This window comes from Streptomyces broussonetiae (genome assembly GCF_009796285.1).
GTDB lineage: Bacteria > Actinomycetota > Actinomycetes > Streptomycetales > Streptomycetaceae > Streptomyces > Streptomyces broussonetiae.
In genome coordinates this window covers 4351586-4365955 of the sequence record NZ_CP047020.1, presented here as the reverse complement: position 1 = coordinate 4365955, position 14370 = coordinate 4351586, and the positions used below count along the sequence as shown (strand labels likewise).

Sequence of the window (14370 nt, the reverse complement as noted above, 5' to 3'; positions counted from 1 at the left end):
CCAGGCAGGCGGAACCTCCACCATGAGCGTCGGCGTCATCAGCGGCAACACGGCCAGCGGCGTGAACCCCGGCGGCATCCACGACAACCGCGGCACCGTGACCCTGCGCATCACCGTCCCCCAGTCGGCGATCGGCTGACCCGCGGCGCGCTCATACGTCTTCCGTGCTACTCCACAGCAGTGGCCGGTGGTGGAGGAGACGGGGTGGTGATGCGGCGCCAAGGGGGCGTGTCCTGTCCGGTGTTCGGCTCCGGGGCGCGCCTGCGCTCGCTCTATCCGGCGAACCGCGCGTCCGATGGATGGCAGCTGCGTCGGGCATTGCGATGGACTACGGGTCGCTCATCCGCGGTCGGGATGCACGAGGAGAAGGGCGCACCCTGTCTCGGTGTGTCCAGCTTGCGATCGCATCCTGACAGTGGGGAGCGCCGAGGAGGCGGGCTGCTTCGGCGGCCGGGCCAACTCGTCCATCGTCTGCCTGAGTTAGGGGTTGGCAATGACACGGTCACATTGGCAGAGGGCGTTGGAGTGGCTGGCTTCCGCGGCCAAGGACCCGCGCGCGTGTCGCGAGGACTGGATGCACGGGTTGACCGGGGTGCACCTCTTGGCCGCCGGACGCCTGTGGGATGTCCTGACGGTTCCTGAGTGCCTCGGCCTGTACACCGCCGAATTACTCCGCACCATCTCGGTGGCTGAACGGGGGCCGGTTCTGCACGACGGTCGGGGCCACCGCGTGGGATTCCTTGTGCCACCCGACCCCACTGCCCTGTGGACCGGTCACAACCTGAGATACGTCTCAAAGGGCGGCTGGATCGCGGCCCCCGCCCCGCACTGCCGGTGGGGGACGCTGCACTGGCTCACCCCACCGGACGGAAGCGGCGCTCTCACCCCACCTGAACTTCTGGAAATGGCCCTGGACCAAGCCCTTCGCGAGATGACCCGTACCCATGGCTGCTCTCGTCGCCACCTTGTGCCGTGTCGCCGGACACTCGGGCCGGCTGCGAGCCGCACCGGAGATCGGGGCTGATCACTCCGGGGGATCCGCAGGATTCCTGGCGCCGTCGGCCGGGGGACCGATGTCCCCCCAGGGGCTTCGTCAGCGTTCTGCACCTGCTCACCGCGGTGCGTGACGGCCGCCCCGGGGCGAAATGGGCCGCTTGTGCCGGCCTGCGCAACCGACTTCTGGAACAGCGTCAGGGAGTCGAACGTGGCCTGCGCCGCCTCCAGCACCGTCCGCACTGCAACACACGCTGCATACCTGCAGTGAATACCTGCAGTGACGAAAAGGCGGCCTGGAACTGAGGCACAAGTCCACGCAACACCACCGCCACCCGTTGCCGAGGGTCGGGTGGCCAGGTGGGCGAGACGGGCCGGCCGTCGAGGAGGGTGTTGTTCTACGTCTTGTAGTAGTTTGAACGGGCCGACGACAGGGCTTGCTGGAGCAGGCAGAGGGAGGTGCCGGGTGGCGGACGGGGCGGACAACCGGACGGGGGCTCGGCGCCGTGCGCGGGGGGAGTTGGAGGGGGAGGTGCTGGCGGCCCTGTGGGCTGCCGGCGGGTCGGTGACGGCTGTGGTGGTGCACGAGGGCCTCGGTGGTGACACGGCCTACACCACCGTGCTGACGATCCTGATGCGGCTGTGTGACAAGGGACTGGTGACCCGGCGGCGAGAGGGACGCAGCTACCTGTACACGCCGGTGGACGACCGGCCGGGGATGGCAGCCGCCGGGATGCACTCGCTGCTGGACGAGGGCGGGGACCGTGCGGCGGTGCTGGCCCGGTTCGTGTCGGACCTGTCGGCGGAGGACGAGCGGCTGCTGGGGCGGCTGCTGCACGGCGACGGCCCCCGGCAGGGGTGATCCGTGTTCTGGCCCGTACCGATGTATCTGCCGCTGCTGGTGAGCGCGGCGCTGGCGCTGGTGGCGCCGTGGGCGGGGCGCAGGATGCCGCCGCGGACGGGGACGTGGGCGATGGCGTGCGCGGCGGTCGTGGGCGCCGGCACCTGGGTGACGGAGTTGGCGATTCTGGCGTTCACCGCGATAGGGCAGGTGCCGCTGGTGGCGGCGCAGGGACCGTGGTCGGTGAGTGTGCTGGCGGCGGAGGACCCGGTGAGCCGGGAGGTCGCCGCGGTGTGTGCCGGGGTGGTATTGGTCCTCGTGGTCAGTGTGACGGTGGCGTCCTGGCGCCGAGGGCGGGCGCTGGTCGACGCGTGGCGGGAGTGTCGGGACATCCCGGTGGGTGGGGACTTGGCCGTGGTCGACGATCCGGTTCCGGCGGCCTTCGCCGTGCTCGGTGTGCCGGGGCGCGTGGTGGTCTCCTCCGGGATGCTGAGGCTGCTGGAGGCGCCGGAGCGTGTGGCCCTGCTCGCCCATGAGCGTGCGCAGCTGCGCCATCGGCACCATGTGTTTTCGCTCGTGCTGTATCTGGCGGCCGTGGTCAATCCGTCGCTGCGGCCGTTGGAGCGGGCCGGTGCGTTCGCGGTGGAACGGTGGGCGGACGAGGAGGCGGGGGCGGAAGTGGCGGACCGGCCGCTGGTGGCCCGGGCCATCGCGCGGGCGGCCCTGGCGGCGAGCCGGGGCCGACGCGCGGCTCTGGGCGCCACCGGCGGTCCGGTACCCCAGCGTGTCGAGGCTCTGCTGGCCCCGCCGGTGCCGCGCCACAACGGTGCGACGACGGCCTTCGCGATGCTGATGGCGGCATGCTGCGCGAGCCTGGCCCTCACCGCACATGACACGGAGCGGTTGTTCGAGGCCGCGATGCACGCCCATGCCGCCGGGGCACGCCTGTCCTCCAGGTGATCGCTTCGTACGTTCGCCTACCGTGGAGGCGCCGGAGGCTGGGGACTTGTCGGCCTCCTTCCCTCCCGCATGAATTGCCGGGCGCGCCAAGGAGGGACGCCGGGTCCGGCGGTCAGCAGCGGGCGCAGCGCGCCGCGGCTCAGGGCGGTGACCGGAGAGGCGACCCAGCGGCGCAGGGCCAGACTGTGAGGGCGGGTCCACGTCGGAGCCCACTGCCCCCACGGATCCGTCGAAAGCGAGTTGCGCGGTGGTGGCCGTGGTCATAGCGGGTGGCGTCAGCAGGGCAGGCGCAGGGTGACAGCCGCTCCCTGTCCCGCGTTGTCGGCGTGGGTGGTACCGCCGTGGGCGGCGGCCACCGCGTGTACGAAGGCGAGGCCCAAGCCGGATCCGTCGCTGGTGCGGCTGGTCTCTGCGCGGGCGAAGCGGTCGAACGCCCGTGGCAGGAACTCCGGTGGGAAACCGGGGCCTTGGTCCGTTACGCTCACGCACAGCATGTCCTCCTCGACCGTCGCGGTGAGGCGGACGGTGCCGTGGCCGTGCCGCAGGGCGTTGTTGACGAGGTTGCCGATGGCGGGCCGCAGCCATCGGGCGTCGACGTCCACGATCAGGCGGGTGGCGTCGACGGTCAGCGTGCGCCCGGTCCGCGCCGCGGTGCGCCGGTGCGGGGTGACGGCGGCGTCGAGGAGTTCGGCGAGGAGCACGGGCGCCCGGGTGATGTGGTCGGTGCTGCCGAGTTCCTCCAGCTCCAGCAGGGCGTTGGACAGGTCGATCAGGCGCTGGACCTCGGCGTCGACGGAGCGCAGTGTCTCGGTGAGTTCCCCGGCGGTGCGTGGGCGGTGCAGGGCGACGTCGAGTTCGGCTCGCATCAGGGTGAGTGGGGTGCGCAGTTCGTGGCTGGCGTCCGCGACGAACCGGCGCTCGCGCTCGGCGGACGCCTCCAGGCGGTCGAGCATGTGGTTGAGGGTGTGACCGAGGCGGGTGATCTCGTCATCCCGGTCGGCGGGCACGTCCAGGCGCGGGTTCTGCGTGCCGTCGGCGAGGGTGGCGGCACCGGCGCGGTAACGCTCGACGGGGCGCAGGGCTGCGCGGGCGGTGCGGTAGCCGACGTAGGAGGCGGCGATCAGAGTCAGGCCGGAGGCGATGGCCAGTTGGGCGAGGAGTTCTCGCAGTGCTTCGTCGCGGTGGCCGCGGCGGACAGCGGCGATCACGGTCCGGCGGTGGCCGCCTGCCGTGACGAGACGGGCCTGGAGGCGCAGGGTGCCCGAGGTGATCGGCAGCAGGGAGCCGACGTCACGCCGGACCGTGGCTCCACGTGCGACGGCGGCCAGTTCGGCGTGGGTGAGCAGGATCCGGTGGCGGACGGCTCCGCTGGAGTCCAGTACCCGGCCGTGTGCGTCGAGGATTTGCTGAAGGCTGCCGCTGGGGCCGGGCGGGAGCTGCGCTTGGTGGCGTACGGCGTGGTCGAGGCTGCGCTGGTAGGTGGCCAGGTCGTCGTCGAGCTGCCGGTCCAGGGCCATCCGGACCCGCCAGTAGACGAAGCCTGCCGTGCCGGTCAGGACCAGCGACATGGTGATGGCCACGGCGAGGACGAGGCGCGTGACCACGGGCAGCCGACGGAACCTCGGCAGCAGTCGGGCGGGCAGGGTCACGGTGCGGTCTCCAGCCGGTAGCCGCGTCCGCGCAGGGTCGTGATCGTCGTACGGCCGAAGGCCCGGTCGGCCTTGGACCGGACCTTGGAGACGTGCACGTCGATGGCGTTGCTGCGCAGATCGGCCTCGCCGTCCCACACCTCTTCCAGCAGCTGCAGCCGCGACACGACACAACCGGCGTTCTCCATCAGCACACGCAGCACGGCGAACTCGCGCCGGGAAAGCTCCAGCTCGGTGTCCGCGCGCCAGGCGCGCTGCTGCTCGGGGTCGAGGACGAGGTCGCCGACCTGGAGCCGGCCGGCCGGGTCGGGGCGGCGCCGGGATGTCGCGCGCAGCCGGGCCAGCAGTTCCTCCATGGCGAACGGCTTGACCACGTAGTCGTCGGCGCCGGCGTCCAGCCCGGCGACCCGCTCGCTGATCGCACCGCGCGCGGTCAGCAGGATCACGGTCACGTCGATGCCCTCGGAGCGCAGCGTGCGGCACACCTCCACGCCGTCCATGCCGGGAAGCATCACGTCCAGAAGTACGGCGTCCAGTCGGGGGTCGCGGGCGGCGGCGAGCCCGGAGGGCCCGTCGTAGCGGCCCTCGGCGGTGTGTCCGGACTCGGTCAGGTAGCGGACGACCAGATCGGTCAGGCGGGTCTCGTCGTCGACGACCAGGCAGTGCATGGCGGGCAGACTAGCCGCCCGCCGGCTACGGCCGGCCGACGGGAAGGCTTCATGGTCTGTTCATGTGACATCCCCTACCGTCCCTCCGGTCGCGGTGCTCCGCGGACCGCGACCGGTCCGCCGTCCGACGCGCCGTGACGGAAGGGACAGCCATGCACGCACTGGTGCTCGCCGCCAAGGGCATCACCACCCACATCGCGGTCACCGACCTCGTGACCCGCGGCGGTCTCGACGTCATCGCCCTGCTGATCCTGGTCGGCCGACTCTACCGCCGCCGCCCGAGCGTACCGGCGATGCCGCTGGTCCTGGCCGCGCTGAACATCGGCCTCTTCGCCGCGATGAGCACGATGAGCGCCGGCAAGTTCCCGGCCGGTGTCGGCTTCGGAATGTTCGGCATTCTCTCCCTGGTCCGGCTGCGCAGCGCGGCCTTCACCCTGCGCGACGTCGCCTACACCTTCATCACCCTGGTGATAGCCCTGTGCACGGGCCTGCCGCAGCGCCAGACGTGGCTCGTCGTCGCCCTGGACATCGTGGTGCTGGTGGCAGTGCTCGTGGTCGACGACCCCAAGTCCTACGAGCCGCCGACCCGGACGGTGAAGCTCACCCTGGACCGGATCTATCCCGATCCCTCCCTGATCGCCGAGGACGTCACCTTCCGCTTCGGCCGGGCCCCGCTGTCCGTGGCCGTGGACGAGGTCGACTACGTCCGCGAGACCACCCGCGTCTCCGCCCGCTACCCCACCGAGCCGCAGGAGCCCGTGCTCACTGCTGACGCCGAGCCGCGCGAGCCGGTGACAGTGCCATGACCCGCGGCTCCTCCCTCGCGGCGGGGCTGGGCCTGGAGAAGCTGCGTGGCGCGACGCTCGCCGAGGTGGACGCGGCCGCGGCCCTCCAGCACCGGGTCGACCGCAAGTACCTGGTCCCACTCGACCATGCCCGCCGTCTCATCGCCCGCCTCTCCGACAGCCACCACGTCCTCGACCTCGGCGGGCGCCGCACGACGAGCTACCTCAGCACCTACTTCGACACCGAGCAGCTCGGCGCCTGGCGGGCGCACGTCCAGGGGCGCCGGCGGCGCTGGAAGGTCCGCACCCGCCTGTACGCGGAGGACGGGCTGTGCCGGGTGGAGGTGAAGACGAAGGACGGCCGTGGCGCCACGGTCAAGTACGCCCTGAAGGTCCCGGCCGCCGAGTACGGCGAACTGACCGGCCAGGCATTGGAGTTCGTCGACGAGGTGCTGGACCGGTCCGGTATCGCCGTCACCGCCAAGGAGCTGTCCGCCGCCACGGAGGTCCGCTACGCCCGCGCGGCCCTCGCCGACCTCGACCAGGGCAGCCGCGTCACCCTCGACGGCACCCTCAGCTGCCACCGCGACGACCGCACCGCCACCCTCGATGCCGGGCACGTCCTGATCGAGACCAAGGGCGGCGTCCAACCCGCCTTCGCCGACCGGCTGTTGCTCGGCATGGGCGTCCGGCCGGTCTCGCTCAGCAAGTACATCGTCGGCCAGTCCCTGCTCACCCCGGGCCTGCCCGACAACGACGTACGCCGCCTCGCCCGCGCCCACTTCACCACCGCGGCGAACCCGGCACCGCTCCCCGAAAGGATCCCCGCCGCATGAACGTCCTGCGTGGCATCAAATGGCCGTACGCCCTGATCGCTCTTCTCGCCGTCGCGGCCGTCGCCGTCGGCACGCTGCAACCGCAGCTGGTCTCGGCCGCCGCCGGCCTGGTGAAGAAGCCCGGCGCGACACAGAAGATCAAGCAGGATCCGCCGCCCACGCTCTTCACCGACGCCGAGATCGCCACCATCGGCAGGCAGGCGGCGGCCCAGCGCAAGAAGACCGACGCCCTCTTCGCCCAGTGGAAGAAGGCGCACGGCACCACCCGCGACGACAAGGCGTTCACCGCCTGGGCCGCTCAGCAGGTCCCCGCCCCGCCCACGGCGGCGCAGCGCACCGCCGAACTCCACCAGGACCAGCAACTCGCCAAGACCCGCACGGCGGCCGGGAAGAAGGCCGCGACCTGGCTGGAACTCCACGGCAAGCAGGACCTCTGGAAGCTCTATCTCCACGACCAGAGCGAACTGATCCCCGCCAAGCAGGGCACGGCCGAGAAGGCGCAGCTCAAGGCGGTGCTGAAGCTGGCCAAGACGATCAGCGACCAGGTGGCCGCCAAGGACGAGCAGCCCGCCCCGTACGTCCTGGACCCGACCCTGCGCCCGGACAAGCACATCAAGCCCGGTGCCCAGGGCCCGTACTCCTACCCCTCCAGCCACGCCGCCCGGTCCGCCGCCGCCGTCACCTACCTCAGTGCCCTCTCCCCGCACCGGGCCGGGGACTACCAGTGGATGCAGGACGAGATCCTCTACTCCCGCCTCTACATGGCCGGCCACGTCACCAGTGACATCACCGCCGGAACCCTCCTCGGCGACCTGATCGGCGACTACGAACTCGCCGTCAGCGGCCACTGACACCAGCCGTCGTACTCGGTGCCGTCCGCAGGGCGGGGGTCACCCGCCGGCAGGACGGCGCCGTACGACGGTGAGGGCCGGGCCGAGGGCGAGGATGACGCCGAGCACGGCGTAGCCGTGGGTGAGGGTGGTGAGCGAGGCGACCACCGCGACCAGCAACGGGCCGCCCGCGTCGCCGAGTTCACGGCCGAGTTCGGCGGCGCCCATGGTCTGCCCGAGACGCTCGGTGGGGGTGCTCGCGGCGAGGGCGGCGAAGCCGAGCGGGGTGATCAGGCCGGTTCCGGCGCCGATCAGTGCGGCGCCGACGAGGACGCCGGTCAGGCCCGGCAGCATGGCGCACCCCATTCCGGCAGCGGTGAGCAGCAGCCCCGCCGTGATGCCCGTACGGGTGGTGAGCCGGCCGTTGTCCAGCGCCCGCCCCGCCTTCGGCTGGACGACGGCCGCGCAGGCGGCCAGCACGGACACCGCGGCACCGGTGGCCACCGTGCTCAGACCGGCCGCCCGCCCGGACACCGGCAAAAAGCCCACTCCGACCGACAGAGCGGCGGTCGCCGCGGCCAGCGCCGAGGTCGGGGCGAGGAAGGCCGGATCGGCCAGTCGACGGGCCAGATCCAGCACCGTCTGCCGGGCCTTGGGCAGCGGCGGTACGACCGGAACCCCGAGTGCGGCCCACGCGGCGACCGCCCCGCCGAGTACGGCCAGGACGGCGAACAGCAGCCGCAGGCCCCCGCCCCACACCAGCACCCCGCCCAGCAATGGGCCGAGGGTGTAGCCGATCGACTTGTAGAAGCCGTAACTCCCGAACGCCCGCCCGTGCTTGGCCGCCGGGTTGAGCCGGGCGACCAGCGCGGAAGCGGACGGAGAGAAGGCGGAGGCCGCGGCGCCCTGCCCGAGCCGGGCGGCCCACAGCCAGCCGGGGCTGTCGGCGACGACGTACAGGGCGGACGTGACGGCGAAGGCGACGAGCCCGCCGAGCAGCACGGGCCGAGCGCCGACGCGGTCGGCGAGCGTGCCGAAGACCGGCTTGAGCAGCACCTCGGCACCGTCGTACAGGGCGAGCAGTCCGCCGAGCACGAGCAGCGAGGTCACCGCACCCCGGGCGTGGCCGCCGAGGTTGGCGGCGATCCCGTGCGCCCCGAAGGCGGTGGTGAAGCCGGCGGCATACAGCGGCCACATGTGCTTGGCCGCAGCCGCATGCCCCGCCGATGCCGTGCTCACCGTTCCGTCCCCGGGACCTGGTGCAAGGCGGCGAAGACGCGCTCGGCGTAGTCCTCGCAGATGACCGCGCACCGCTTGAGCCGCTCGCCGGCCTCGGCTGCCTCGCAGGTCCCGAACACGTCGCGTGCCGTCAGGTCCCGGTGCCACCGTCGCAGCCGCTCCAGCGACTGCTCCTCTTCCTCCAGTTCGGCGAGCGTGAACTTGGCGATACGGATCTCCTTGGTGATCTCCGCCTCGAACTCGGCGCACTCGGCCAGGAACTCCGCCCAGTTCGCCGACCGGGCGGCACCGAACATCTCCTGGAGCCTTGCGGCATCCTGCGGGCCGCGCCCGGAGGCGTCCAGCGTCACGACCTGGCCGCCGGCCCGCTCGGTCAGCGCGACCGCCCGCGCGACGCCGTCGGCGAAGACCGGCACGTCCGGCACGGCCCAGATCCCCTGCCCGAGCGTGAGCGCGCCGATCCTGCGCAGCGCCCGCCAGACCGCCACGCGATGCCGCGACGGCTGGGCAGGCAGTTTGATCACGAGGACGAGCCAGCGACTCGCCGGTTCCACAGCCGACACGCTGTGGAATGTAGCATCTGTTACATACGCTGATGTGCGGGCCGGATGCCCGGTCCGTCACGCCAGCGTGAAGTACGCGAGGCTGCCCAGACCGGCCACCGAGCAGTAGACGGCGAACGGGATGAGGGTGCGGTTCTCGAAGTACTTCACCAGAAAGCGGGTCGCGAGATAGGCCGCCACGAACGCGGCGACGCTGCCCGCCAGCAGCGGACCGCGCAGGCCGTTGCCCTGCGGCCCGAGCAGCGGCGGCAGCTTGAGCAGCGCGGCGCCGCCGATGACCGGCGTGGCGAGCAGGAACGCGAACCGGGCCGAGTCCTCGTGGCCCAGGCCCTTGAAGATGCCCGCGCTGATGGTGGAACCGGAGCGGCTGATGCCGGGCAGCAGGGCGAGGATCTGGGCAGCGCCGATCGTCACGGCCTGGCGGATGGTCATCCGGGTGATCCGCAGGTCCGACTGCTCGTCCGCCGACAGATGCTCCTCCCCGGGGGCGACCGAGGCCCTGGCCCGCCTGCGGCCGGACCCACCGCGCCGCAGCTGCTCGGTGACGAAGAGCACGATGCCGTTGAGCGCCAGGAAGATCGCGGTGGGGACGGGCTTGCCGAGCGTCGTGCGGAACACCTTGTCGAGGGCGACGCCGGCGACGGCGACCGGGACGCACGCGGTGACGATCAGCCAGGCGAGCTTCTGGTCCACGGTCTGGATGCGGCGCTGGGTGACCGAGGTCGTGAGGCCCTTGATCACGCGGACCCAGTCCCGCCAGAAGTAGACGACGAGCGCGAGCGCGGTGGCCAGGTGGAGGCCGACCAGCTCGTTGAGGTAGAGGGATCCGTCGGCGGATACGTCCAGGTCGTGCTTCCAGTGCCCGCCCAGCAGTGCGGGTATCAGGATGCTGTGCCCCAGGCTGGAGACGGGGAACAGCTCGGTGACGCCTTGCAGCAGGCCTACGCCCACGGCTTCGGGATAGGTCAGAACGGACATCGATGGCCTTTGGCTTGGAATGCAGGGTCGGGCTCCGGGCGACGCTCGCGGGCGGCTCCGGCCGATCCGCAAACTACTACATCTTGTAAAAATTGTCGGGTCGGCGAGAGGTGTTCATCCGGACGGTCTGCAAGGTTCACCGCCCCGTCGCCGTGGTCGCCTGGGGCGCCGGCGCGGGGGTGGTCGATGAACTCTGGGGCGGGGCTTCCTCGCGTGCCGCACGGGCGTGCGCCACTTCGCGCGGGCGACAAAGAGGAACAGCAGGGTGGTGGTGCCGCTGTATCGCTGCCGACGCCGCCGAGTACTCCGGCCTGTCGCGCGACCGCGCGGAGCCGGATTTCATGTGGCTGACGCAGGGCGGATCGAATCCCAATGTGACGCGATGCAGCGGACCGGCAGCCGCCCGCCGGGGACGTGATCCAGTTCTTCACCGCACGTCAGTCATACTTCTGCCCGCTCCAGCGCACGGCGCGGGAGTAGCGAGAGCACTGCCATCCGGGCCGGGCGGGGCCTGATCACCAGGAGGACGGACGAGTGACTGTGATCGGCGGCAGGACACCGGTGGACGGCACGTTCGAGCGGACCGGCACGACGCCCGGCGGGCCGGAGGGGAACGAGCGGCTGACCGCCGCGACCGGCGCGGTGCTGCTGGTCCTGTTCGCCGTCGAGGGCGTCCCCGTCCTCTTCCTCGGGCAACTCCTCACGCTGCACTTCTTCGTCGGACTGCTGTTGACCGGCCCGGTCTGCCTCAAGATCGGATCGACCGGCTACCGGTTCTACCGCTACTACACGGGATCGCCCGCGTACCGCCGCAAGGGGCCGCCGGCACCGCTGTTGCGCGTGCTCGGCCCGCTGGTCGTCGCCACGAGCATCGCCGTCCTCGGCACGGGAGTGGCGCTGGCCCTGCTTGGCCCGGGGACCGGCCCGGTTCCGGTGCTCCTGCTGCACAAAGCGAGCTTCGTCTGCTGGGCCGCCGTCATGACCGTGCACGTCCTCGCCTACGTATGGCGCCTGCCGAGCCTGGTCGGCGCCGACCTGCGCCGCCGTCCGGCACGCCACGGGATCGCCGCCCCGTGGCGTGCCGGACGCTGGTCTCTGCTGGCGGTGGCGCTGGGCGGGGGTCTGGTCGTCGCGCTCGCCGGAGTCCACCTGGTCTCCAGCTGGAGCAGATAGCGCGGCCGCGCCAGCGAACCGACAGTGCGTCAGGTAGGTGTTCAGACGTCGGTGGACCCGCGCGCCATCGAGTCCACGAGACCCGACAGCCCCAGGACCACCACGACTGCCTCGACGAACACAGAGGCCGGCCCCAGCGGTTCCAGCCAGTTGCCGATGTCGTCCATGGCCCCCGGGAGACCGACGCTGCGGTTGACCACGCAACCGAGGAGTACGGCTGCGGCGAGCACGGTCGCGGCCGGCCGGGCCCGGCGGTCACGGCGCCGCATCGGATACTCCGCTACCCCCACGCTCGCGACGATGAGCAGGATGTACGCGGCTCCAAGGTAAAGGGTCTCCTTGAGCTTGCCGGGCAGGTCGAGCAAGTGGATCAGGGCGATGCCCAGCAGGCCGAGTGCCGTTACCGCGCGTCTCGGCCGAAAATCTGTCATGTACGCCGCGATTCCTGGCGGTGGTGAGCCGGACGGCCGCTCGCTTGTCGGCAGTCCCTCCTGATGCTGTTCTTCACGGAGCGAGGGAGAAGTAGTTCTCCTCTTCCTGGGTGAAGTGCAGGCGTAGGACGGTGTTGAGGCCGTAGAGGCAGGAGCGCAGGTCGTCGAGTTGTTCGGAGGAGAGGCCCTCGCTTGCGTGAGCCAGTTGCAGGTGGGTGGCGATGCGGCGGGAGAGGCGTTCGATCTCGGTGTGGGCGCGGCTCATGGTGGCGGTGGCCTCGGGTCCGCCGAGTGTGGGGGCCAGGGCTGGGTAGAGCTGGTGTTCCTCGGCGTGCTCGTGGGGCAGCAGCCGCTCGTTCAGCAGCCGGTGTGTCTCCTCCACGGCCGCCAGTGCCGTTGGGCCGGAGCTGTCGGAGAGGCGGTCGGCTGCGTCGCGTACGGAGTCGAGGACGTCCTGGAGGTCGTAGTGTTCGGCGGCGAAGCGGTGGATGAGGGCCTCGGCGGCGGGGGTGAGGACCGGTCGCGTGGCTTGGTCGACGCGCAGCGCGCGCAGGGCGTTGAGAATGACGACGACGTCGATCCCCTCCTGGAGCAGGGCGCCGGCGGCAGGCGGGAGGAGACCGGCCGCGGCGGCGGCCATGGCGGCCAGGGACATGAGCATGCCGCCGAGGGCGCTTTGTACGGCGATGTGCCGGGCGCGTTGCGCGATGGTGACGGCGTCGGCGAGGCGGTCGACGCGGTCGGTGGCCAGGACGATGTCGGCGGCTTCGGAGGAGGCGGTGGAGCCGCGGGCGCCCATGGCGACGCCGATGTCGGCGGCGGCGAGGGCGGGGGCGTCGTTGACGCCGTCGCCGACCATCACGGTGACGGCGTGCTCGCGTTCGGCGCGTACGGCGGCGACCTTGTCGGCCGGGGAGAGTTCGGCGCGGACGTCGTCCAGACCGAGGACGGCGGCGACTTCATGGGCGGGTGCGGCGCGGTCGCCGGTGAGCATCAGTAGCCGTTCGAAGCCTGCCGCACGCAGGTAGCGCAGGGTGCGCGGGGCGTCGTGGCGCAGGGGGTCGCGCAGGAGTACGGCGCCGGTCAGGTGTCCGTCGACGGTGAGCCAGGCGACGGTCGCGCCGTCGAGAAGGGCGCGGGTGTCGACCGCCTTCGCCCAGTCGGGCCGGGCGGTCGCGGCCCCCGTACGGCCGATTGAGATCTGGTGCCCGTCCACGGTGCCGGTGGCGCCCCGGCCCGGTTCCTCGGTGACGTCCGTCGGGACCGAGAGCGTCATTCCGCGTTCCCGGGCGGTGTCGACGATGGCCTGGGCGAGGACGTGGGGCGAGTACTGGTCGAGTGAGGCCGCCAGGCGGAGGACTTCGGTGGGTCTGACGTCCGGGGCGGCGATGACGTCGAGGACGCGGGGGCGGCCGCGGGTGAGGGTGCCGGTCTTGTCCAGCAGCAGGGTGCGGGCGCGGCCGAGGTTCTCCAGCGCTCCGCCGTCACGAATGACGACGCCAAGGCGGGAGGCGCGAGAGAGTCCCGAGACGATCGCGACAGGAGCGGCCAGCAGCAGCGGACAGGGAGTGGCGACCACCAGGACGGCGACTGCGCGCACGGGGTTCCCGCTGATCAGCCAGGCCAGTCCCGCCACCACGAGCGATAGCGGCAGAAACCATGCCGCGTACCGGTCGGCCAGCCGTACCACTGGCGCGGACTCGGCGCCGGCCTGCTGGGCCAGCCGTACGATCCCGGCATAGGTGCTGTTCGGCTCGGTGGCGGTGGCGCGCAGTTCGAAGGCGCCTCCGGCGTTGACCACGCCGCTGCGCACCAGCTCATCCCGTGCCCGCTCGATCTGGAGGGACTCCCCAGTGAGTACCAACTCGTCGAGGACGGCGGCGGCGTTCTCCACCCGGCCGTCGACGGGGACGACCTCGCCGGGGCCGACGACGAGCAGATCACCGACTGCGACCTCGGCAAGTGGCACCGTGGTCACCCCGGCGTCGGTGCGGCGGCGCGCGGAGCGCGGTGCGTGCTCCAGCAGGGCACGCAGGTCGTGGGAGGCGCGGCGCTGGGCCGCGGCTTCGAGGGTGCGGCCGGTGGCGAGCATCAGCGCGATCAGCGCGCCGGCCAGGTATTCGTGGACGGCCAGGGTGCCGCCCAGCGCGAGGACGGCGATCAGGTCGACACCCGCATGTCCGTGCCGCAATGAGGCAAGCACCCATCCCACCGCGGGGAGCACGGCGGCCAGGGTGCCCAGGGCCCAGAGGAGGTCGGCGAGGCTGGCGGCCCCCGAGAGCCAGGCGATGCCGCCGGCTGTCAGGGCCGCCGCGGTGACGGCCAGGAGAGCGGGTTCGAGCCGTGACGACACGACCGCTGCGGTCAGGCGGCGCAGCTGGGCGGTGAACGTGCGGTGGGTCATGACATACCTCGGTCCGTCCT

General features: G+C 71.8%; 13 protein-coding genes. 6 read left to right on the top strand and 7 right to left on the bottom strand.

All coding sequences use genetic code 11. The annotated features are described in order from the left end of the window. The first annotated feature begins 1459 nt into the window (after positions 1-1459). Both GQF42_RS20145 and GQF42_RS20140 read left to right on the top strand, forming a co-directional pair. Positions 1460-1855, top strand: a complete 396-nt coding sequence (locus GQF42_RS20145; RefSeq protein WP_158921852.1) for a BlaI/MecI/CopY family transcriptional regulator — start codon at positions 1460-1462, stop codon at positions 1853-1855. 3 nt (positions 1856-1858) lie between these two features. Then, entirely contained in the window at positions 1859-2794 is a 936-nt protein-coding gene (locus GQF42_RS20140; RefSeq protein WP_158921850.1) for a M56 family metallopeptidase, read from the top strand. Between the two features lie 275 nt (positions 2795-3069). On the opposite strand, the gene GQF42_RS20135 is transcribed toward GQF42_RS20140, so the two are convergent. Both GQF42_RS20135 and GQF42_RS20130 read right to left on the bottom strand, forming a co-directional pair. Further along, entirely contained in the window at positions 3070-4443 is a 1374-nt protein-coding gene (locus GQF42_RS20135; RefSeq protein ID WP_158921848.1) for an ATP-binding protein, read from the bottom strand. After that, entirely contained in the window at positions 4440-5111 is a 672-nt protein-coding gene (locus GQF42_RS20130; RefSeq protein ID WP_158921846.1) for a response regulator transcription factor, read from the bottom strand. The genes GQF42_RS20135 and GQF42_RS20130 overlap by 4 nt, the downstream gene beginning before the upstream one ends. A gap of 152 nt (positions 5112-5263) precedes the next feature. Here GQF42_RS20130 and GQF42_RS20125 point away from each other — a divergent pair, with 152 nt between their 5' ends. Genes GQF42_RS20125 through GQF42_RS20115 form a run of 3 tightly spaced genes read left to right on the top strand, consistent with a single transcriptional unit; the run spans position 5264 to position 7583 of the window. Continuing rightward, entirely contained in the window at positions 5264-5917 is a 654-nt protein-coding gene (locus GQF42_RS20125; RefSeq protein ID WP_158921844.1) for a DUF4956 domain-containing protein, read from the top strand. Next, positions 5914-6732, top strand: a complete 819-nt coding sequence (locus GQF42_RS20120; RefSeq protein ID WP_158921842.1) for a VTC domain-containing protein — start codon at positions 5914-5916, stop codon at positions 6730-6732. Before GQF42_RS20125 ends, GQF42_RS20120 begins: the two co-directional genes overlap by 4 nt. Then, positions 6729-7583 carry a phosphatase PAP2 family protein gene (locus GQF42_RS20115; protein WP_158921840.1) on the top strand — a complete coding sequence of 285 codons (855 nt, stop codon included), beginning with the start codon at positions 6729-6731 and terminating at the stop codon, positions 7581-7583. The genes GQF42_RS20120 and GQF42_RS20115 overlap by 4 nt, the downstream gene beginning before the upstream one ends. 39 nt (positions 7584-7622) lie before the next feature. Here the strand turns inward: GQF42_RS20115 and GQF42_RS20110 are convergent, their stop codons facing one another. The 3 genes from GQF42_RS20110 to GQF42_RS20100 are packed head-to-tail and all read right to left on the bottom strand — an operon-like array spanning position 7623 to position 10342. Continuing rightward, a complete protein-coding gene (locus GQF42_RS20110) occupies positions 7623-8759 on the bottom strand; it encodes an MFS transporter (protein WP_158930364.1) in 1137 nt (378 codons plus the stop codon). Between the two features lie 38 nt (positions 8760-8797). Next, on the bottom strand, positions 8798-9364 hold the full coding sequence (locus tag GQF42_RS20105) for a Chromate resistance protein ChrB (RefSeq protein ID WP_158921838.1): 567 nt from the start codon (positions 9362-9364) through the stop codon (positions 8798-8800). A 57-nt stretch (positions 9365-9421) separates the two neighbouring features. Continuing rightward, a complete protein-coding gene (locus GQF42_RS20100) occupies positions 9422-10342 on the bottom strand; it encodes an undecaprenyl-diphosphate phosphatase (protein ID WP_158921836.1) in 921 nt (306 codons plus the stop codon). Positions 10343-10876: 534 nt separating this feature from the next. On the opposite strand from GQF42_RS20100, the gene GQF42_RS20095 reads away from it, so the two are divergent. Continuing rightward, positions 10877-11515, top strand: a complete 639-nt coding sequence (locus GQF42_RS20095) for a hypothetical protein (RefSeq protein WP_158921834.1) — start codon at positions 10877-10879, stop codon at positions 11513-11515. Between the two features lie 41 nt (positions 11516-11556). Here the strand turns inward: GQF42_RS20095 and GQF42_RS20090 are convergent, their stop codons facing one another. Both GQF42_RS20090 and GQF42_RS20085 read right to left on the bottom strand, forming a co-directional pair. Next, positions 11557-11946, bottom strand: coding sequence for a hypothetical protein (locus GQF42_RS20090; protein WP_158921832.1), 390 nt, complete (start codon positions 11944-11946; stop codon positions 11557-11559). Between the two features lie 73 nt (positions 11947-12019). Continuing rightward, positions 12020-14350, bottom strand: coding sequence for a heavy metal translocating P-type ATPase (locus tag GQF42_RS20085; protein ID WP_158921830.1), 2331 nt, complete (start codon positions 14348-14350; stop codon positions 12020-12022). Positions 14351-14370: the final 20 nt, after the last annotated feature.

Coding starts and splice junctions, on each gene's coding strand:
- GQF42_RS20130 (WP_158921846.1), bottom strand. CDS start 5,111: ATGCACTGCCTGGTCGTCGACGACGAGACCCGCCTGACCGATCTGGTC.
- GQF42_RS20125 (WP_158921844.1), top strand. CDS start 5,264: ATGCACGCACTGGTGCTCGCCGCCAAGGGCATCACCACCCACATCGCG.
- GQF42_RS20120 (WP_158921842.1), top strand. CDS start 5,914: ATGACCCGCGGCTCCTCCCTCGCGGCGGGGCTGGGCCTGGAGAAGCTG.
- GQF42_RS20115 (WP_158921840.1), top strand. CDS start 6,729: ATGAACGTCCTGCGTGGCATCAAATGGCCGTACGCCCTGATCGCTCTT.
- GQF42_RS20110 (WP_158930364.1), bottom strand. CDS start 8,759: ATGTGGCCGCTGTATGCCGCCGGCTTCACCACCGCCTTCGGGGCGCAC.
- GQF42_RS20100 (WP_158921836.1), bottom strand. CDS start 10,342: ATGTCCGTTCTGACCTATCCCGAAGCCGTGGGCGTAGGCCTGCTGCAA.
- GQF42_RS20090 (WP_158921832.1), bottom strand. CDS start 11,946: ATGACAGATTTTCGGCCGAGACGCGCGGTAACGGCACTCGGCCTGCTG.
- GQF42_RS20085 (WP_158921830.1), bottom strand. CDS start 14,350: ATGACCCACCGCACGTTCACCGCCCAGCTGCGCCGCCTGACCGCAGCG.